This is a genomic window from Streptomyces sp. NPDC044704, assembly GCF_056433525.1.
Window position 1 is genome coordinate 1 of record NZ_JBWKGY010000027.1, and the last position, 17,397, is coordinate 17,397.

A 17,397-nucleotide genomic window follows, 5' to 3' on the forward strand; every position below is an offset into this window, starting at 1 on the left:
GGGGGGGGCCCGCGGTTGTCTTGTCGCCGCGCGGGGGGGGCCGGGGGGGGGGGGCGGGGCCGGGGCGGCCCCCCCCGACCCGGTGGACCTTCCCGGTCACGGCACTAGTGCCGTGACCGGGAAGGTGTGCCGGGTCGCGGCACCAGGGGGAGTCGTGGTCAGGCGGGGGCCGGCCCGGAACGGGCGTGGCCGAAGGTGATGGCACGGCGGTCCGGGAGGTCGGGCGGGCGCAGGGCCTCCCGCGCGGCCTGGGCGACCACCCCCGCGACCGACGCCAGCGCCGGCGAGTCGAGTTTCCACTGCTGCCAGTACAGCGGTACGTCCACCGGCGGCGCGGGCTCCAGTGGCACGAGCGCACCCGTTTCCAGCAGCGGCCGCGCCTGCGGTTCGGGGACCAGGCCCCAGCCGAGCCCGGCGGCCACCGCGTCGCGGAACCCCTCCGAGGTCGGCACCTGGTGCCGGGCGGCCGCGGCCCCGCAGGCCCCGCCCGTCAGGGTGCGCACGAAGGTGTCCTGGAGCTCGTCGCGCCGGTCGAAGACGATGAGCGGCGCCTCCCGCAGGTCCCGCGCCGGCTCCCCCGTCAGGTGGCGGCCGACGAAGGCGGGGCTGGCCACCGGCAGGTAGCGGGCCAGGCCCAGCGCCCGCACCGTGCAGCCCGCGACCGGATCGGGCGAGGAGGTGACGGCCGCCATCACCTGGCCCTCGCGCAGGAGCGCCGTCGTGTGCGCCTCGTCCTCGCGGTACAGCTCGAAGCAGACGGGCGGATCCTGCGGCACCCGGGTCAGCGCGGGCAGGAACCACGTGGCCAGCGAGTCCGCGTTCACCGCGATCGGCAGCCGGACCGGGCCCAGCCCGTCGGCCATCCCCATCCCGAGTTCGGCGCGGGCGTCCCGCTCCAGCCGGGCCAGCTGCCGGGCGAAGCGGATCACGACCTCCCCGGACTCCGTGGGCCGCACCGGTTTCGTCCGCATGAGCAGGACCCGGCCGGTGCGCTGTTCCAGGGCCTTCACGCGCTGGCTCACGGCGGACGGCGTCACGTGCAGGGCGGTGGCCGCGGCGTCGAAGGTGCCCTCGTCGACCACCGCGAGCAGCGTCCGTACCTGGTCCAGCGGAAGTTCGTCCATCACGAGCGCTAAGGGTACGTAAAAATCTTTAGCTGTACTCATGGCGCGCCGGTTCGTACCGTCGATCACATGACACACGGCATCACCACGGCAGCCCTGGCCGGCTTCGGCACCGGCCTCTCCCTCATCGTCGCCATCGGGGCGCAGAACGCCTTCGTCCTGCGGCAGGGCGCGCGCCGGCAGGCCGTGCTTCCCGTCGTCGCCATCTGCGCCGTGTCCGACGCGGTCCTGATCGTCCTGGGCGTGGCCGGGGTGGGCGCGTTCGTCACCGCCTGGCCGGCCGCCCTGACGGCCGTCGGGATCGCCGGCGGCGCCTTCCTGATCGGCTACGGGCTCCTCGCCGCCCGCCGGGTGCTGCGCCCCGCCCCGGGCGCGGCCCTCGGCACGGGCGGCGCCGCCGCCGGGTCGGCCCGCGCGGCCGTACTGACCTGTCTGGCCATGACCTGGCTCAACCCGCACGTCTACCTCGACACCGTCCTGCTGATCGGCTCCCTCGCGGCCGACCGGGGCGACCTGCGCTGGGCGTTCGGCGTCGGGGCCGGACTGGCCAGCCTGACCTGGTTCGGCGCGCTCGGCTACGGTGCCCGGCTGCTGAGCGGCCCGCTCTCACGGCCGAAGGCCTGGCGGATGCTGGACGGTCTGGTCGCCGCGACCATGGTCACGATGGGCGGAATGCTGCTCGCCCGCGCCTGAGCCGGCGGCCCGCCCAGGGGGCCGGGCGGGCTTTCGGCCTGGTCGTACGGCCTGCCGGGAGGGCTGCGTGGTACTGATGCGGTACCGATGTGCGGACCGCCAGCCTCCGCGCGACCCGAGGAGCCCCGCCGTGCCCGAGCGCCCGCGCCCGATCCCGTCCCCGGCGCCACCGTCGCCCGGGGCGCCGCCGCCCCCGCTCCCGCCGTCGCCGCTCGTGGAGGCCACCGGCATCGTCCTCGACGGCCACGGGCGGGTCCTCGTACCGGTGCCCCCGCGGGCCCCGCACCAAGCCGGGCCCGCGCTGCCCGGCGCCGTCGTCGGCGCCTCCGAGACGCCGGAGCCGGCTCTGGCCCGTGCCCTGGAGGAGGAACTGGGCCTCGTCGCCCCCGTCGGCCGGCTGCTGGCGGTCGACTCCTGTCCGCCGGGCGCCGACGGACGCTCGCTCGTGGTGCACGTCCACCTCGTGGGGCCGCTCGGCGACACCCGGGCCGGGGCCGTCGGCGGCGACTGGCTCACCCCCGACGAGGCGGCCGCCCGGCTCCCGGCCCGTTCCGCGGCCCGGCTGCGCGCGGGGCTGGCCGCCCTGTACGCCGGTTCCCTCGCCCACCTCGCGGACGGCGTACCCCAGCCGGGCTCCCCCGTCGGGTTCGACCCGGCACACCGCGCGGCGCTGGAGCACGCGGGCCGCTTCGACGCGGCCGGCCACCGCGCGTCCCGGCCCAAGGCCCTCACCGCGGCGAACGTGCTGTTCACCGACGGCGCGGGCGGGATCCTGCTCGTGCAGCCGGCCTACGGGGCTCCGGGCCGCTGGCTGCTCCCCGGCGGAGGCGTCGACAGCGACCTCGGCGAGACCCCCCGGGAGGCGGCCGCGCGCGAGGTCCGCGAGGAGACCGGCCTGGACCGTGACCCCGGCAGGCTCCTCGGCGTCAACTGGTCCCACCGCCCCGGTTACCCCGCCCGGGTCCGTTTCCTGTACGACGGCGGGGTGCTCGGCGCCGCCGAACTCGCCGCGATCCGGCTGCCGCCCGATGAGCTCGTCCACTGGCGGACCGCGGACCGCAAGGAGCTGCGCGGCCTCGTCAAGGGCTCGCTGCGCCGCCAGATCAAGGCCTGCCTGCGCGCCCTCGCCGACGGCGCCGGCCCGCTCGAACTCCACGACGGGAGGCCCGTCCACCCGGCCTGACGGGCGGCCGCCCCCCGCACCCGGCGTCGCACCGCCCGCGGCGGCCGCCTACGATGCCGACATGCGGACGTGGACGGAGCGAGCGGAAGGGCCCATCGGCCTGCGCGCCCCCCTGCCGCTCGTCCTGGCCGTACTCGCCGTGCTGACCGGCCTCGTGGCCATGCACGGCCTGGGTCCGGGCGCCCTCCCGTCGGCGGCCGGCTCCTCGGCCGCGGCCCACAGCGCCGCCGCCGGGCACGGCACCCCCGTTGCGGCCGTACCGGCCGACCCGTGCGCGTGCGTCCACGCGGACGGTTCCGAGGTCCACCGCACGGACGGCCCAGACGGCCCCGGCGGGCACGCCGAGCACGCCGACGACACCTGCGCGGCCCCCGGGACCAGCGGCTCGCCGGTACTGTCGGCGCCCGCGGCCGCACCCGGCCCGGTCACCGCCGCCCCGACGGCAGCCCACGGCCTCCTCGACGGGGCGACCGCCTGCGGCCGCGCCCCTCCCTCACTGAGCGAACTCCAACTCCTGCGCGTATAGGGCTGCTCCGGCACGCCCGGCCGCCCCGGACCGCGCCGTCTTCGACGACGCCCCGGCGGCCGGTGCTCCCGCCCGCGAGCCCCCCGTATCTTCCGCACGCCCTTCCGCGCGTGCCACAGCACAGGAGAAGCACCACCATGACCGCTCGGCGTTCCCTGATCCGCCGCACCACCGCCGTCGCCGCGGCCTCCGCCGCCGCCCTCGTCCTGGCCGCCTGCGGCGCCGACCAGCCCGACGGACCGGCCCACGACGGCCACGGCTCCACCCCCAAGGCCCCGGCGTCGTCCTCCGCTTCTGCCGGGGCCGCCGCGAAGGAGGGAGCGGGCAAGGGCGGCAACAACGCGGCCGACACCGCTTTCGCCCTCGGAATGGTCCCGCACCACCGGCAGGCCCTGGAGATGGCCCGCCTCGCCCCGGCGCGTGCCGGTTCGGCCGAGGTGAAGAAGCTGGCCGAGGAGATCGAGAAGGCCCAGGACCCGGAGATCAAGACCCTGTCCGGCTGGCTGCTCTCGTGGGGCGAGCAGGTCCCCGCCGAGGGCTCCGGACAGGGCGGACACGGCGGCCACGACATGGCCGGGATGATGACGGCCGACGAGATGGACCGGCTGGCGAAGAGCTCCGGCGGCGCCTTCGACAAGGCGTTCCTGGAACTGATGGTCAAGCACCACGAGGGTGCGGTCGCCATGGCCCGCGCCGAGCAGGCCGACGGCGCGTACGGCCCGGCGAAGGAGATGGCCGGGGCCATCATCGGCTCCCAGAGCGCCGAGATCGCCCGGATGAAGGCGCTCCTCAACGCCGGCTGACTCGCGGCACGGCGGGTCCGCGGCCCCCCGCGGACCCGCCCCGGTCCCGGTCCGTGCCAGCCGCTCCTGGACCCGTGACCGGGTGCCGTGTCAGCGGTCGGTGGAGACCAGTTCCGGCTGCGGTTCGCGGCGCGGTTCAGGCAGGCGTACGACCGTGTCCTGGCGTTCCCACAGCCGGGTGAGCCGTACGTAGCCGTAGACCACCGAGGCCATCGACAGGATGACCAGCGGCCCGAACAGCCACGGGTGTCCGGCCATCTCCATGGACAGGTAGCGGTAGGACAGCAGGAGCGCGGCGAAGACCGCGGTCCCGTAGGCGACCAGCCGCATTCCCTGGCGGTCCCAGCCGCGGTCGAACGCGCGCAGGGCCGTCTCGATGGTGACCGTGAACACCACACCGGCGACGATGTCGGCGCCGTAGTGGTAGCCGAAGCCCAGCGTCGCGCCGAGCGTGGCGATCAGCCAAAACGTTCCTGCGTAGCGCAGGACGCGCGGCCCCTTGCGGGAGTGGATGAAGATCGCGGTGGCCCACGCCGTGTGCAGACTGGGCATGCAGTTGCGCGGCGTGAACTCGTCGAAGGGGATCGACTGCGGGAGGGTGACGGGCGGCGGCGTGTTCGGCCACAGGTCGGCCACGGCCCACTGTCCGCCGTCGGCGCCGTAGGCGAAGATCGGCCCGACCACGGGGTAGATCATGTAGATGCCCGGCCCGAGCAGGCCGATGACGAGGAACGTGCGCACCAGGTGGTGCCGCGGGAAGCGGCGCTCGGCCGCGACGTGGCGCAGCTGGTACAGCGCGACCGCGACCGCGGCCACCGCGAGCTGGATGTAGACCCATTCGAGGACGTGGTAGCCGACCGTGCCGGTGGCCTCGACGAGCCGGCCCACCAGCCACGACGGGTTGCCCAGGGCGTGATCGGCCATGGCCACGTACGGGTCCAGCACCGTGGGGCGGGTCTTCGAGGTGATCAGCAGCCAGGTGTAGCCGGTCTTGCGGCCGGTCACCAGCAGCAGGGCCAGTCCGACGCCCTGGAGCAGCAGGACCCGCTCCCGGCCGGTGCGGCGCGTGACGGCGATGACGGCGCAGCCCAGGGTCACCAGCAACGCGCCGTTGCCGAACATCATCTCGGCGCCGACCGCCGACCGCACGAGCCAGAAGACGAGGTCGATGCCGATCGCGGTGCCGAGCGCGATGAACCGCTGCCGCCAGGTGAGCACCACCATCATCAGCGCCATGGCGACGTACAGCACGGTCCCCGACTTGGGGGCGAACAGCACCTCGCGCGCCTGGTTGGTGAGCGGCCCGGTCTCGCCGTACCGACGCGCGGCGATCTCCAGCGCGATGAAGAACCCGAGGGTCACCGCACCCACGGCAGCCCACAGCACGACGCGTGCCTGGCGCCACGAGCCGGACCCGGCCCTGTCGCCCTTTCGCGAAAGGAGTCGCGTGATCGTCGATATCAATTTTCAGCCGATGTACATAATCCAACGGGGCAGTCGTTAACTCGAACATGCTAGCGGAGCGGACGGGCCTCCTGAGCGGCGGTTCCCGGCCGGTTGTCTCCGGCCGGATGTCTCCGCCGGATGTCTGCGGCCGGCCGGCGGCGACGGGCGCTCGACTGGGTTTCCCCGTCGGGGCGTTCCGCCCGGTTCCGCCGGGAGGGCGTCGGCGGGGCGGACCGGAAACGACCGAGGGGCCGTTTCAGATTTCTCTGAAACGGCCCCTGATCTGCGACTTCGAAAAGTCGGGACGACAGGATTTGAACCTGCGACCCCTTGACCCCCAGTCAAGTGCGCTACCAAGCTGCGCCACGTCCCGATGCCCGTTGACCTGGGGTTTCCCCTGGTTGAACTGGCAGGAGAACAATACCGCACTTCTCGGGGTGGTCGCGCGCACCTTTCCCGGTCGGCCGGGATCGGATGTCCGCGGCGGACGGACGCTTGACCTCAAGTCCGGTTGAGGTCCGAAGGTTCCCGTATGACACAGGCAACCGCGGACACGGAGTTCCGCCACGAGGACCTGGGCGCGCTCATCGCGCTCATGACAGGGGCCGAGAAGCACGGGCCCGCCGCCACGTCCACGCTCGACGTCTTGTGGGTGCTCTACGACCGGGTGCTGCGCGTCGGGCCCGAGAGCGCCGGGGATCCGGGGCGCGACCGGTTCCTGCTCTCCAAGGGACACGGACCGATGGCCTACTACGCCGTCCTCGCCGCCAAGGGGTTCTTCCCGGTGGGCCGGCTGAGCGGCTTCGGCTCCTTCGGCTCCTCCCTGGGACACCACCCGGACCGCACGCTGATCCCCGGGGTGGAGATCGGCAGCGGCTCACTGGGGCACGGGCTGCCCCTGGCCGTCGGGAGCGCACTCGGGCTGCGGGCGCAGGGGCTGGACGACCCGGCCGTGTGGGTGCTGATCGGGGACGCCGAGCTCGACGAGGGCAGCAACCACGAGGCCATCGCGTACGCCGGATCGGCCGGGCTGGAGCGGCTGCACACCGTGGTGATCGACAACGACTCGGCGACCCACGGCTGGCCCGGCGGGATCGCCTCCCGCTTCGAGGCGGCGGGCTGGTCGGCGGTGACCGTCGACGGACGGGACCACGCGGCGCTGCACGCCGCCTTCACCGCACCGCATCCGGGCCGGCCGCACGCGGTCGTCGCCCGCGTCGAGAAGAAGTTCTGAGAAGGAAAGAGGGAGGGGACGTCATGGACACCATGCGGGAACGGTTCGTCTCGGTCACGTCGCGGCTGCTGGAGGAGGACCCCCGGCTGGCGCTGGTACTGGCCGAGATCACCATGGACGGGTTCCGCGGCGCCCAGCAGCGGCACCCCGATCGGGTGATCAACGTCGGGATCCGGGAACAGCTGCTGGTCGGCGTCGGCGGCGGGCTGGCGCTGACGGGCCTGCGGCCCTTCGTGCACACCTTCGCCAGCTTCCTCGTGGAGCGGGCCTTCGAACAGGTCAAGCTGGACTTCGGACACCAGGGCACGGGCGGCGTGCTGGTCAGCGCCGGCGCGAGCTACGACTGGCCGGCCGGCGGGTTCACCCACATGGCACCGGGCGACGTGGCGCTGCTGGACACGCTGGACGGCTGGACGGTGCACGTGCCCGGGCACCCGGACGAGGCCGGGGCGCTGCTGCGGCACGCGGCCGCCGCCGGGGACGACAAGGTGTACGTCCGGCTGTCCCAGCAGTCGAACAGCGCCCCGCGCCCGGTGGACGGCCTGCGCTTGCAGACCGTACGGGAGGGACGCGCCGGGGTGGTCGTCGCCGTCGGCCCGCTCCTCGACAACGTCCTCGCCGCGACCGAGGGGCTCGACGTCACCGTGCTGTACGCCGCCACCGTCCGGCCCTTCGACGACGCGGCCCTGCGCACCGCCGTCGGGCGCGCCACGGCGGACGTGGTGCTGGTCGAGCCGTACCTCGCCGGTACGTCCGCCACGGCGGCCGGGGCCGCGCTCGTGGAGGTCCCGCACCGGATCCTCCCGCTCGGGGTCGGGCGCGCCGAACTGCGCCGGTACGGAACGCTGGAGGAGCACGTCGCCGCCCACGGCCTGGACGCCGGCTCGCTGCGGCAGCGGATCACCGGCTTCCTGCGCTGAGCACCCGGGCGGGGGCGCTCACGACGGTCAGCCTCCGCCCAGCTCCGGGTGGGCCGCCGCGAGTCTCTTCGGGGCCGCCTGCCGCCAGGAGTCCGCCAGGATCGAGCGCAGCTCCCCGGCGTCCGCGACGGCCGCGAGCCGGACGCGGAGCCAGGCGTAGTTGTCGTCGTGGCCCTCGCGCAGGAAGAACTTCTCCGGTTCGGCCGCGATCAGCTCGGCCCGGTCCTCCTTGGGGCACTTCACCCCGATCGAGGTGTCGTCGTCCGCGAGGGAGGCGAAGACCTTCCCGCCGACCCGGAAGGTCGGCATGCCCCAGGCGGGCTTCTCGCTGCTGTCGGGGAGCGACAACGCGATCGTCCTGACGTCCTCGGCGGTCATGCCCATGTCCGCGACCCCTCTTCTCCTCGGCCCGCCCCGGTCCGTGACGGTGCTCGTTGCCGACGGTAGACCCCGCCGCCGGCCGTCGCGCCCGTCAGGCCCGGCGGTCCTCCCTCGCGTGCAGCAGTTCCACCAGCTCCGCCGCCAGGGCCTTCACGGTGGCCAGGCCCTGCGTTCCCCAGCGGCGCGGCACCAGGTCCACCGCGCACACCGTCCCGAGCACGATGCCCCGCCGGTCCGTCAGGGGCGCCCCCAGGTAGGAGCGCACCCCGCTCTCGTCGACGACGGCGTTGCCGGCGAAGCGCGCGAAGTCCCGTACGTCCTCCAGCACCAGGGCCCTGCGGCGCACCACCACGTGGGGGCAGTAGCCGTGGTCGCGGGCGAGCACCCGGGCGGGGTAGCCGCTCGCGGCGGCGTCGGGGCCGTGGTGCAGCCCGGCGAAGAACTGCCGTTCCTCACCGACGAAGTTGACCCCCGCGTACGGGGCGTCCAGGGTGTCGGCGACCCGGCGGGCGAAGGCGTCGAGCTCGGAGTCGGCCCGCTCCCCCAGGCCCATCTCGCGCAGCCGGACGGCACGCGCGGGTGCCTCCCGGTCGACCGGGGTCAGCAGCAGGTGGCCGGTCGATTCGTAGTACGTCATGTCGGTTCCCCCGGATCCGGTTACGTGGTGGTGGCGGCCGCGTCCCTCCGCGCGTGTGCGTGGGCGGCGGTCGTGTGCGCGGGCCGGGGCGCGGACGGTACGGGCCGCGCGCCGGCCGTCTTCGCCGTGGTCAGCAGGTGGTGGACGAGGGCGGCCAGCACCCCGGTCGCGGAGCCCGTCAGCCGAGCGTCGCACCGTACGACCGGCACGGCGGCCCCCAGCCCCACCGCCTCGCGGACCTCACGGGCCGTGTAGCGGTGGCCGCCGTCGAACTCGTTGACGGCGACGACGAAGGCGATCCCGCGCCGCTCGAAGAAGTCCACGGCCGGGAAGCAGTCCTCCAGCCGGCGGGTGTCGGCGATCACCACCGCCCCCAGGGCTCCCGCGCACAACTCCTGCCACAGGAACCAGAAGCGCTGCTGTCCGGGCGTGCCGAAGAGGTACAGGACGTGCCCGTCGTCCAGGGTGATCCGTCCGAAGTCGAGCGCCACCGTCGTCGCCGTCTTCGTCTCCACCCCCTCCAGCGGGTCGGCCGTCTCGCTCAGCCCGCTCAGCAGTTCCTCCGTGCAGAGCGGTTCGATCTCGCTGACCGCGCCCACGAAGGTGGTCTTGCCCGCCCCGAACCCGCCCGCGACCAGGATCTTCAAGGTCGCGGGAAGGGCCGGGGGCCGGGCCTCAGAGTCGTCGGCGTAAGCCATCGAGCACCGCCCTCAGCAAGGCCTGGTCGTCGGCCGCGAGCCCGGGGCCCGGGGCCGGGAACCGCGGCGCCCGTGCGCTGACGGCCCCGTACTCCATCAGGTCGGACAGCAGCACCTTCACCACCACCGCCGGGAGCCGCAGCTGTCCGGCCACCTCGGCGACCGTGACCGCCGCGGCGCCCGCGCAGATCCGCAGCGCGAGGGTGTGTTCGGCTCCGAGCGGGACCCTCGGCCGCACCCCGGTCGCGGTGACCAGGGACAGCAGGTCGAGGGCCACGGCCGGCCGGGTCCGGCCGCCGCTCGCCGTGTACGGGCGCATCACCCGGCCGGCGGAATCGTCCAGCCAGGGCGTGTCCCGCAGCGCTCCGGCCCCGTGCGCCCCCCTCGCCCGGGTCCTCATCGCTCCGCGCCGGCGACGGGCCGCCGCGGCGGGGCGGCGAGGTACGGCCGGACGCTCTTGACCAGCATCGCCATCTCGTAGCCGAGGACGCCCGCGTCGGCCTCCCGGTCGGCGAGCACGGCCAGGCAGGTGCCGGATCCGGCCGCCGAGACGAAGACCAGGGCGGTGTCGAGTTCGACCACCACCTGGCGGACCTCCGCGCCGTCCGCGAACCGGGACCCGGCGCTGCGGCCCAGCGAGTACAGCCCGGAGGCCAGGGCCGCCATGTGGTCGGCGCTGTCGGCGTCGAGACCGTGCACGCAGGTGACGAGCCCGTCCGCGGTCAGCAGTACCGCGCTGCGCGTGTACGGGACCCGTTGCACCAGGCCGCCGAGCAGCCAGTCGAGGTCCGAGAGGCTGCCGGTCTTCGTCGCCGCTTCGCCGACCATGGGGGTGCGCTCCTTGCTGGGGTGAGGGGGGTGGGCCGGGGCGGGGCTCATGCCGGCCGCTCCGACTGGGCGAGGCCGAAGCCCCGTTGGAAGGCGGCCATGAGGCCCGGGTCGTGTACGGGCTGCTCGCCGGCCGCCGCCGGCCGCGGGGCGGGCGCCTCGCGCAGCTCGGGTGCCAGGTGCTGCTGGGCCCGGCGACGGGGCAGGGCGGGCCTGCCGGTGTCGGCGGCCACGGCCTCGGCGGCCGAGGTGTCCGCCCGGGCGGAAGGTACGGACGCGGACGCCGGTACCGACGCCCCGGGGGCCCGCGGGGCGGGCTCCGGGAAGACCTCCATGAAGGTTTCCGCGAAGGGCTCCGGGGCGGGGGACGGGCCGGGAGCGCCGTCCTGCGGGCCCCCGGGCCGGGCCGCCCAGGCCGGTCCCTGCCCCGGCTGCCGTTGTGCCGGGGTCCGGCCCGGCTCGGCGGCGGCTCCGTCGGCGGCCGGCCACGCCGGTCCGGGCCCGGGTTCCGGCGCCCGTTCGGCGCTCCGCGCCTGCCACGGATCCGGCACGGTGACCCGTACGGGCTCCAGGGGCGGGACGGCTCCGCCCGCGCCGGTCCCCCACGAGGTGGCCCGCGACCCGTCGGCCAGGTCGGCGGCGTTCGGCGCTTCCGCGCCCAGCAGCCCCTGGGGCAGCACGAGCACGGCGAGGACTCCGCCGTAGATGTTGGACTTGAGCTCGACGGCGATCCCGTGCCGGCGGGCCAGCGCCGAGACCACGAACAGGCCGATCCGTCCGTCGGCCAGCAGGTGCTGGACGCTGACCTGGTCGGGCTCGCCCAGCAGGGCGTTCATCCGGTGCTGTTCCTCCGGGGGCATGCCCAGTCCGCGGTCTTCGACCTCGACCGCGATCCCGGAGGTGACCCGCTCCGCACGGACGACCACGTCGGTGTCGGGGGGCGAGAACACGGTGGCGTTCTCGACGAGTTCGGCCAGCAGGTGCACCACGTCGGCGACGGCGTGGCCGCGTACGGTGCCGCCCGCCGGGGGGACCACCTTCACCCGCGTGTACTGCTCGACCTCCGCCACGGAGGAGCGCAGCACCTCGCTCAGGTCGATCGGCCGGGTCCATTGGCGCCGGGAGGCGGCCCCGCCGAGCACGGCGAGGTTCTCGGCGTGGCGGCGGATCCGGGTGGCGAGGTGGTCGACGTGGAAGAGCTCCTTCAGCAGGTCCGGGTCCTCGACGGTGTCCTCCAGGCCGTCGAGGAGGGAGATCTCGCGGTGCACGAGCGACTGAAGCCGCCGCGCGAGGTTGACGAACACCTCCACCTTGCGGTCGCTGTCGGTCGGCGCGGCCGGGGTGGCCAGCCGCACGAGGGTCGCCCGGGCCTGTTCCCGGGCGCCGCGCAGTTCCTGGGACAGCAGCCAGAACTCGTCGACCCCGGCCGGATCGGTTCCCGCGGGCGGCCCGCCGGGGCCTCCGCGCACGGGCCGGGGCGGCGTCTCCCCCCGTTCCAGGCGTTCGGCGGCCGTACGCAGCTCCTGGCGGCCGCGCACGCTGGAACGCCGCAGCGCCTCGCAGCGGTCCCGTACGGCCTTCGCGGAGCGCTGGGCCCCGAGCAGCGCGGCGGCCAGCGCCCCGATGACGAGCAGGGCGCAGCCCGTGAGCAGCGGCCACAGCCGGGCGTCCCGGTCTCCGGTGCCCCCGCCGAGCTGGAGGGTGAAGATCACCGCGGCCGCGCCGCTGAGCCCGGCCGCGAGGGTGGGCAGCACGGCGGCACGGATCAGCTGGGGCCGTATCTGCCGCGCGGGACCGGAGGCGGCGTGTCTCGACGGGGAGTGGCGGGCGGCGCGGAGTCCGGACATGTGCGTCCTCGGTACGTGGGGCCCGGCCCCCAGTCGGTTCCCGGGGCCCGGTGTTGATCACCGGATACCCACGCTAGACCGCACGCTCCCACCCCGGACGCCGAGTTGGGGAACTTCGCGGGGGTGCTTCCCGCTCCCGATGGAGCGCTCGTACGACAGCGCGAATGCGCCGGGGGCCCGTACGCCCCTGCCCCCACGGGGCGTACGCCGCCCCGCGCGGCCCGCGCGCACGGGGCCCCCGACGCCCCGCCCGGTACCGGCCGCGCCCGGCTACGGCACTAGGGCCTGTCGTCAAACTCCCGTCTGCCCCGCGACGCCTGGCACGCGCTCTCGCCGCACCGGGCGAAAGCCAAGTACGTCCAGTACGCGGGCTTCCGCCCGGCGCACCGAGAGCACGCACCAGACGCCGCAGGGCCGCCCTCCGGGCGACGACGGGAGTTTGACGACAGGCCCTAGGACCCCACCGCCTCCGGCTCGGCCCGCCCGGCTTCGGCGGCCGTGGCCTTCGGCCGCGTCGGTACGGAGGCCGCGGGCCGGGCCGGCGGGGCCGCGCCCGCCGCGACGAAGGGCCGCCACCAGGCCTCGGCCGGGGCGTCGGCGGCGCCGGGTTCGAAGGGCTGGCCCGGGATGGGCAGCGCGATGGCGGCCCCGGCCGCCCCGGCGGCGGCGACGGTGCCCTCGCCGGGCTCGTCCCACGGGTGCAGGGCCAGGTTGAAGGTGCCCCAGTGGATCGGCAGCATCGTGCCGCGCGGGGTGCCGCCCTGGAGGTCGAGGTGGGCGCGCATGCCCTCCTCCGGCGTCATGTGGATGTCGGGCCAGTACTCGGAGTAGGCACCGATCTGGATCATCGTGGCGTCGAAGGGGCCGTGGGCGGCGCCGATCTCCTTGAAGCCCGCGAAGTAGCCGGTGTCGCCGCTGTGGAAGACCCGGTGCTCCTCGCCCGCGACGACCCAGGAGGCCCACAGGGTGGACTGCTGGTTGCGCAGGCCGCGCCCGCAGAAGTGCTGGGCCGGGGTGGCCGTGAGGGTGAGCCCGGCGACCTCGGTGGCCTCGTTCCAGTCCAGCTCGCGCAGCCGGTCGGGCCGCACGCCCCAGCGCTCCAGGTGGGCGCCGACGCCCAGCGGGACGGCGAAGACGGTGTCCGTGCCGGCCAGCGCCTTGATCGTCGGCAGGTCGAGGTGGTCGTAGTGGTCGTGGGAGATCACCACGACGTCGACCTCGCCCAGCGAGGCGAGCGGGACCGGCACGGGGTGCAGCCGCTTGGGCCCGGCGAAGGGGAAGGGCGAGCAGCGGTCGCCCCAGACCGGGTCGAAGAGGACCCGGCGCCCGTCGATCTCCGTGAGCACGCTGGAGTGGCCCATCCACGTCACGCGCAGGCCGCTGACCGGCGGCTTCGCCAGGTCGGCCAGGGTGGTCGGGTAGACGGGGATCGGCGCGCCGGGGCTGCGCCGGACCCGCTGTTCCTTGTGGAAGTAGATCTTGGCGAACTCGGCCATCGACCCGGAGGGCCTGGTCTGGGCCTTCACCGGGTTCTGGAAGGCGCCGTCCGCGAAGTTCGGCGAACGCTGGATCCGCGCCAACCGCGCGCCGGACGGGTCCGCGCCGAAGGCTTCGGGCCGCAGGGCGCGCAGCCGGGGACGCAGGGGAAGGGAGCCGGTCAAGGCGCCTCCTGAAGAGGGTGCGGGTCGGGGTGGCACGGTAGTACGTACACGACCTTCCAACGCGCACCGGCCCGCGAGGATTCCGCCCCGCCGGAGCCGGGGCCGGGATCCCGGCCCCGGCAGGTCCTACAGCGGCAGCAGGTCGGGGCGCTTGGCCTCGACGTGGTCGCCGGAGGACTCCCCGCGCAGTCGCCGTCCGATCCAGGGCACGAGGTGCTCGCGCGCCCACTGGATGTTGTCGCGGGTGACGTCCACCGATCCGCGCGGCGGCGTCGGCGGCCACGGCTGGTCCGGGTCGGCCGGCACCGCGTAGCCGAGCACCTGCGCGGCGCGCAGCGCGACGCGGGTGTGCCCCTCGGGAGAGAGGTGCAGCCGGTCGCCGTCCCAGGCCCGCCGGTCCTGCACGGAGCGCAGCGACCACAGGTCGAGGACCGGGCAGTCGTAGCGGTCGGCGATGGCGCGCACGTGTGCGCTGTACGTGGCCACCTTGCCCCGGAGGTGCTTGAGCACCGGTACGCCCCGGGTGTCGAAACCGGTCGTGATCATGACGAGGCCCACGGAGCCGGTGAGGTCGGCCACGGCCGCCTCGAACCGCGCCGCCACGTCGTCCGGGTCGCTGCCGGGACGGATGATGTCGTTGCCGCCCGCGCAGAAGGTCACGAGGTCCGGCGCGAGGGCCTTGGCCCTGGGCACCTGGTCGGCCACGATCTGGTCGAGGATCTTCCCCCGCACGGCCAGATTCGCGTAACGGAAGTCGTGTTCGTCGCGCTGATCGGCGAGGAGTACGGCGAGCCGGTCCGCCCAGCCGAGATAGGAATCCCCGGGTCCCGGGTCCCCCACGCCTTCGGTGAAGCTGTCCCCGATCGCCGCGTACGAGCCGATGGTCTTGAGTGTCGTCGTCGTCGCTGCCACGGGAACACATCCTTCACCGCCGCAACCAACCTACGCCAACGTAATGAGGGGTTGACGGACCGTGATCTATACCACGCGGGAGATAAGGAATAAGTACACGTGGGGCCGGGACCCCCCTCGGGTCCCGGCCCCACGCGCGTCCGTGTCCGGCGGCGGCTGCCGTCAGAGGCTGACGCCCTTCGACCGGAGGTAGGCCAGCGGGTCGATGTCCGAGCCGTAGGAAGGACCGGTGCGGATCTCGAAGTGGAGGTGCGGGCCGGTCACGTTGCCGGTCGCGCCGGAGAGGCCGACGCGCTGGCCGGCGGTGACGGTCTGCCCGGCCGAGACGGACAGCGAGGAGAGGTGCGCGTACTGGGAGTACTTGCCGTCGGCGTGCTTGATGACGACCTCGTTGCCGTACGAACCGCCGGAGCCGGCGGAGACGACGGTGCCCGCGCCGACGGCCTTGACGGTGGTGCCGGTGCTCGCCATGAAGTCGACGCCGGTGTGGTAGCCGGAGGACCACATGCTGCCGCCCATGCGGTACGCGGTGGAGACGCCGCCGCCGACGGGCGCCACGAATCCGGCGCTCTTCGAGGGCGCGGACTGCTCGGCCTGCCCGGCGGCGGGGGCCTTCTGTTCCGGCGCGGACTTCTTGGGCGCCTTGGCGCGGGCGGAGGAGTCCTCGCCGGACGCCGCAGGACGGCTCGAGGAGCGCTCGGTCTTGGCGGGGCGGTCACCGGAGCCCGCCTCGGAGCCGGAGCCCTGCGCCGAAGCCGGGGGCGCCGCCTGCTCCTTCGCGGGGGCCGGCGCGCCGGACTTCGCGCCCGGGGCGCCGAGGGTCAGCTTCAGACCGGGGTGGATGAGGGAGGGGTCGGCGCCGACCGCCTCGCGGTTGTCGGCGTAGAGCTGCTCCCAGCCGCCGGTGAGGTGACGCTCGGCGGCGATCTTCGACAGGTAGTCGCCGGAGACGACCGTGTAGACCGTCGGCGCGGCGGCGGGAGCCGCGGCCGGTGCGGCCTGGACGGCGGCCGGAGCCTGCGGGGCCTGCGCGGGGACGGCGGCCGGGGCCGTCGAGGGGGCCGCGGCCTGGGCGCCGGTGGCACCCATCAGCGGCAGCGCGAGGGCCGCGCCGCCGGTGCCCGCGGCGGCGAAACCACGTGACATGGAGCGGGACTTCGGGCGGCGGTGCTTACCCTTTCCGGGCATGGCGAATTCCTCTCCGTCGCCTGCGAGGTGAGCTGTCGGGTTCGGACTGGAGATGTCCGGCCGTGCACGTCGGGGACGTGTCCGGCTTCACCCCGAGCCGTCCCGGAAGAAGGATCCGGTCCGGCGGCCTACCTGGTTCCCCCGCTCCTGCCGCGCGCGTCGATAGTCGGGTGCGGTTCCCGGGCGGCGGCAGGATTAGGCGGTCCACCCGGATCGGTCGTGAAGGTAATCGAGCGGGTCCGCAGGCAACAAGCCGCGAATTCCCTGACGGAATCGCAGGTATGAGGGACCGACGGAATTCCGGTCACCCTCTGTCCATTCCGAACCACCAACAACGGCCCTGGCATGGGAATTCGGATTTCGCGATCGGGCACAGACGGTCACCGTATGATCTGGCTCACGGGGCCTGGCGCGATCTCGCCTCCACGTATGGCAAGTTGTTCCCAACCGGCGTAATTCGGACACCCCAGCGACGCGGAGGAGTACCCGTGACCCAGCAGATACCCCAGCCCCTTCCGGCGCGGCCCGAACCTGAACCGGAGCTGACGGGAGTGCGTAATTTCCGTGACGTGGGCGGGTTGCCGACCGTCGACGGACGGAGGGTCAGGTCGGGACGACTCTTCCGAAGCGGACATCTCGCGCATGCCACCGAAACCGGAGCAGAGTTCCTCGCTTCGCTCGGCCTCCACACCGTCTTCGACTTCCGCAACCGCGCCGATCACGCCTTGGAGGGGCCGGACGTGGTGCTGCCGGGGGTGCGCTACGTGAACATCCCGCTGTCCGATCCGGCCGACGGACGGGAGTTCTGGAAGATGGTCCGCGACGGCGACCTGGCCCAGCTGCGGTCCGTGCTCGGCGAGGGCAGGGCGGCCGCCCGCATGGCGAACTCGTACCGCACGATGATCCGTACGCGCACCGCGGAGCACGGCCGGGTCGTGCACGCCCTCGCCGAGGACAGCGTGCCGGCGCTGATGCACTGCGCGGCGGGCAAGGACCGGGCCGGCCTGTCGATCGCCGTCACGCTGCTGGCCCTCGGCGTCGAGCGCGGGGCGATCGTGGCGGACTACCTGGAGTCGAACGCCCCGCACCGCCGCTACCGGGTGCGCCGGGGCAGCGACGCGGCCGAGGCCCGCTCGCCCGAGGTGATGGAGCTGCTGGCGCCGCTCTTCGACGCGCGCGCCGAGTACCTGGAGGCGGCGTACGCCACCATCGAGGAGGAGTGGGGCGGGGTGGACCGCTACCTCGCCGAGGGTCTCGGGCTCGCGCCCGAGACCCTGTTCCGGCTGCGGGAGCGGCTGCTGGAACCGTAGGGGGTG

Annotated in this window: 18 protein-coding genes, 1 tRNA gene and 1 riboswitch; of the genes, 7 read left to right on the top strand and 12 right to left on the bottom strand. The window is 74.4% G+C overall.

Translation table 11 applies throughout. The annotated features are described in order from the left end of the window. Positions 1–158: 158 nt before the first annotated feature. Positions 159–1,124: a LysR family transcriptional regulator ArgP gene (locus tag AC07B0_RS36485; protein WP_356884003.1), complete on the bottom strand. Its 966-nt coding sequence runs from the start codon at positions 1,122–1,124 to the stop codon at positions 159–161. A gap of 69 nt (positions 1,125–1,193) precedes the next feature. Between AC07B0_RS36485 and AC07B0_RS36490 the strand changes: the two genes are divergently transcribed. The 4 genes from AC07B0_RS36490 (at position 1,194) to AC07B0_RS36505 (ending at position 4,329) form a co-directional block, all read left to right on the top strand. Continuing rightward, entirely contained in the window at positions 1,194–1,817 is a 624-nt protein-coding gene (locus tag AC07B0_RS36490) for a LysE/ArgO family amino acid transporter (RefSeq protein ID WP_467293360.1), read from the top strand. 130 nt (positions 1,818–1,947) lie between these two features. After that, on the top strand, positions 1,948–3,000 hold the full coding sequence (locus AC07B0_RS36495) for an NUDIX hydrolase (RefSeq protein WP_478900100.1): 1,053 nt from the start codon (positions 1,948–1,950) through the stop codon (positions 2,998–3,000). Positions 3,001–3,061: 61 nt separating this feature from the next. Next, positions 3,062–3,526, top strand: a complete 465-nt coding sequence (locus AC07B0_RS36500; RefSeq protein ID WP_478900101.1) for a DUF6153 family protein — start codon at positions 3,062–3,064, stop codon at positions 3,524–3,526. A 137-nt stretch (positions 3,527–3,663) separates the two neighbouring features. After that, positions 3,664–4,329 carry a DUF305 domain-containing protein gene (locus tag AC07B0_RS36505; RefSeq protein ID WP_478900102.1) on the top strand — a complete coding sequence of 222 codons (666 nt, stop codon included), beginning with the start codon at positions 3,664–3,666 and terminating at the stop codon, positions 4,327–4,329. 90 nt (positions 4,330–4,419) lie between these two features. Here the strand turns inward: AC07B0_RS36505 and AC07B0_RS36510 are convergent, their stop codons facing one another. Next, positions 4,420–5,715, bottom strand: coding sequence for a phosphatase PAP2 family protein (locus AC07B0_RS36510; RefSeq protein ID WP_478900104.1), 1,296 nt, complete (start codon positions 5,713–5,715; stop codon positions 4,420–4,422). Between the two features lie 359 nt (positions 5,716–6,074). After that, positions 6,075–6,148 (bottom strand) — tRNA-Pro (locus AC07B0_RS36515). 159 nt (positions 6,149–6,307) lie between these two features. Here AC07B0_RS36515 and AC07B0_RS36520 point away from each other — a divergent pair. Beyond that, on the top strand, positions 6,308–7,009 hold the full coding sequence (locus AC07B0_RS36520) for a transketolase (protein WP_356883989.1): 702 nt from the start codon (positions 6,308–6,310) through the stop codon (positions 7,007–7,009). Positions 7,010–7,032: 23 nt separating this feature from the next. Beyond that, on the top strand, positions 7,033–7,929 hold the full coding sequence (locus tag AC07B0_RS36525) for a transketolase family protein (protein ID WP_467293351.1): 897 nt from the start codon (positions 7,033–7,035) through the stop codon (positions 7,927–7,929). Between the two features lie 27 nt (positions 7,930–7,956). Here the strand turns inward: AC07B0_RS36525 and AC07B0_RS36530 are convergent, their stop codons facing one another. From AC07B0_RS36530 to AC07B0_RS36570, 9 genes are all read right to left on the bottom strand, one after another. Beyond that, positions 7,957–8,313, bottom strand: coding sequence for an MmcQ/YjbR family DNA-binding protein (locus AC07B0_RS36530; protein ID WP_469382821.1), 357 nt, complete (start codon positions 8,311–8,313; stop codon positions 7,957–7,959). A gap of 88 nt (positions 8,314–8,401) precedes the next feature. Further along, entirely contained in the window at positions 8,402–8,947 is a 546-nt protein-coding gene (locus AC07B0_RS36535) for a GAF domain-containing protein (protein WP_467293349.1), read from the bottom strand. Between the two features lie 20 nt (positions 8,948–8,967). After that, entirely contained in the window at positions 8,968–9,645 is a 678-nt protein-coding gene (locus AC07B0_RS36540; protein ID WP_356883981.1) for a GTP-binding protein, read from the bottom strand. Then, on the bottom strand, positions 9,623–10,045 hold the full coding sequence (locus AC07B0_RS36545) for a DUF742 domain-containing protein (protein WP_478900105.1): 423 nt from the start codon (positions 10,043–10,045) through the stop codon (positions 9,623–9,625). Before AC07B0_RS36545 ends, AC07B0_RS36540 begins: the two co-directional genes overlap by 23 nt. After that, the gene (locus AC07B0_RS36550) at positions 10,042–10,473 is read right to left on the bottom strand and encodes a roadblock/LC7 domain-containing protein (RefSeq protein ID WP_356884001.1); all 432 of its coding nucleotides are present in this window, start codon (positions 10,471–10,473) and stop codon (positions 10,042–10,044) included. Before AC07B0_RS36550 ends, AC07B0_RS36545 begins: the two co-directional genes overlap by 4 nt. Positions 10,474–10,520: 47 nt before the next feature. Continuing rightward, positions 10,521–12,320, bottom strand: a complete 1,800-nt coding sequence (locus AC07B0_RS36555) for a sensor histidine kinase (RefSeq protein ID WP_356883977.1) — start codon at positions 12,318–12,320, stop codon at positions 10,521–10,523. Positions 12,321–12,772: 452 nt separating this feature from the next. Continuing rightward, complete coding sequence (locus AC07B0_RS36560; RefSeq protein WP_478900107.1) at positions 12,773–13,981, bottom strand: MBL fold metallo-hydrolase; 1,209 nt, start codon at positions 13,979–13,981, stop codon at positions 12,773–12,775. A gap of 126 nt (positions 13,982–14,107) precedes the next feature. Continuing rightward, on the bottom strand, positions 14,108–14,893 hold the full coding sequence (locus tag AC07B0_RS36565) for an SGNH/GDSL hydrolase family protein (protein WP_356878007.1): 786 nt from the start codon (positions 14,891–14,893) through the stop codon (positions 14,108–14,110). Between the two features lie 162 nt (positions 14,894–15,055). Continuing rightward, the gene (locus AC07B0_RS36570) at positions 15,056–16,081 is read right to left on the bottom strand and encodes a LysM peptidoglycan-binding domain-containing M23 family metallopeptidase (protein ID WP_356878006.1); all 1,026 of its coding nucleotides are present in this window, start codon (positions 16,079–16,081) and stop codon (positions 15,056–15,058) included. A gap of 4 nt (positions 16,082–16,085) precedes the next feature. Continuing rightward, positions 16,086–16,253: riboswitch (cyclic di-AMP (ydaO/yuaA leader) on the bottom strand. A 316-nt stretch (positions 16,254–16,569) separates the two neighbouring features. On the opposite strand from AC07B0_RS36570, the gene AC07B0_RS36575 reads away from it, so the two are divergent. After that, entirely contained in the window at positions 16,570–17,391 is an 822-nt protein-coding gene (locus tag AC07B0_RS36575) for a tyrosine-protein phosphatase (RefSeq protein WP_356878005.1), read from the top strand. The last annotated feature ends 6 nt before the right edge of the window (positions 17,392–17,397 follow it).

What these genes read in the sequence shown, in the direction of transcription:
- AC07B0_RS36485 (WP_356884003.1), bottom strand. Translation starts at nt 1,124, where the DNA reads ATGGACGAACTTCCGCTGGACCAGGTACGGACGCTGCTCGCGGTGGTC.
- AC07B0_RS36490 (WP_467293360.1), top strand. Translation starts at nt 1,194, where the DNA reads ATGACACACGGCATCACCACGGCAGCCCTGGCCGGCTTCGGCACCGGC.
- AC07B0_RS36500 (WP_478900101.1), top strand. Translation starts at nt 3,062, where the DNA reads ATGCGGACGTGGACGGAGCGAGCGGAAGGGCCCATCGGCCTGCGCGCC.
- AC07B0_RS36505 (WP_478900102.1), top strand. Translation starts at nt 3,664, where the DNA reads ATGACCGCTCGGCGTTCCCTGATCCGCCGCACCACCGCCGTCGCCGCG.
- AC07B0_RS36520 (WP_356883989.1), top strand. Translation starts at nt 6,308, where the DNA reads ATGACACAGGCAACCGCGGACACGGAGTTCCGCCACGAGGACCTGGGC.
- AC07B0_RS36525 (WP_467293351.1), top strand. Translation starts at nt 7,033, where the DNA reads ATGGACACCATGCGGGAACGGTTCGTCTCGGTCACGTCGCGGCTGCTG.
- AC07B0_RS36530 (WP_469382821.1), bottom strand. Translation starts at nt 8,313, where the DNA reads ATGGGCATGACCGCCGAGGACGTCAGGACGATCGCGTTGTCGCTCCCC.
- AC07B0_RS36535 (WP_467293349.1), bottom strand. Translation starts at nt 8,947, where the DNA reads ATGACGTACTACGAATCGACCGGCCACCTGCTGCTGACCCCGGTCGAC.
- AC07B0_RS36540 (WP_356883981.1), bottom strand. Translation starts at nt 9,645, where the DNA reads ATGGCTTACGCCGACGACTCTGAGGCCCGGCCCCCGGCCCTTCCCGCG.
- AC07B0_RS36545 (WP_478900105.1), bottom strand. Translation starts at nt 10,045, where the DNA reads ATGAGGACCCGGGCGAGGGGGGCGCACGGGGCCGGAGCGCTGCGGGAC.
- AC07B0_RS36550 (WP_356884001.1), bottom strand. Translation starts at nt 10,473, where the DNA reads ATGGTCGGCGAAGCGGCGACGAAGACCGGCAGCCTCTCGGACCTCGAC.
- AC07B0_RS36555 (WP_356883977.1), bottom strand. Translation starts at nt 12,320, where the DNA reads ATGTCCGGACTCCGCGCCGCCCGCCACTCCCCGTCGAGACACGCCGCC.
- AC07B0_RS36570 (WP_356878006.1), bottom strand. Translation starts at nt 16,081, where the DNA reads ATGCCCGGAAAGGGTAAGCACCGCCGCCCGAAGTCCCGCTCCATGTCA.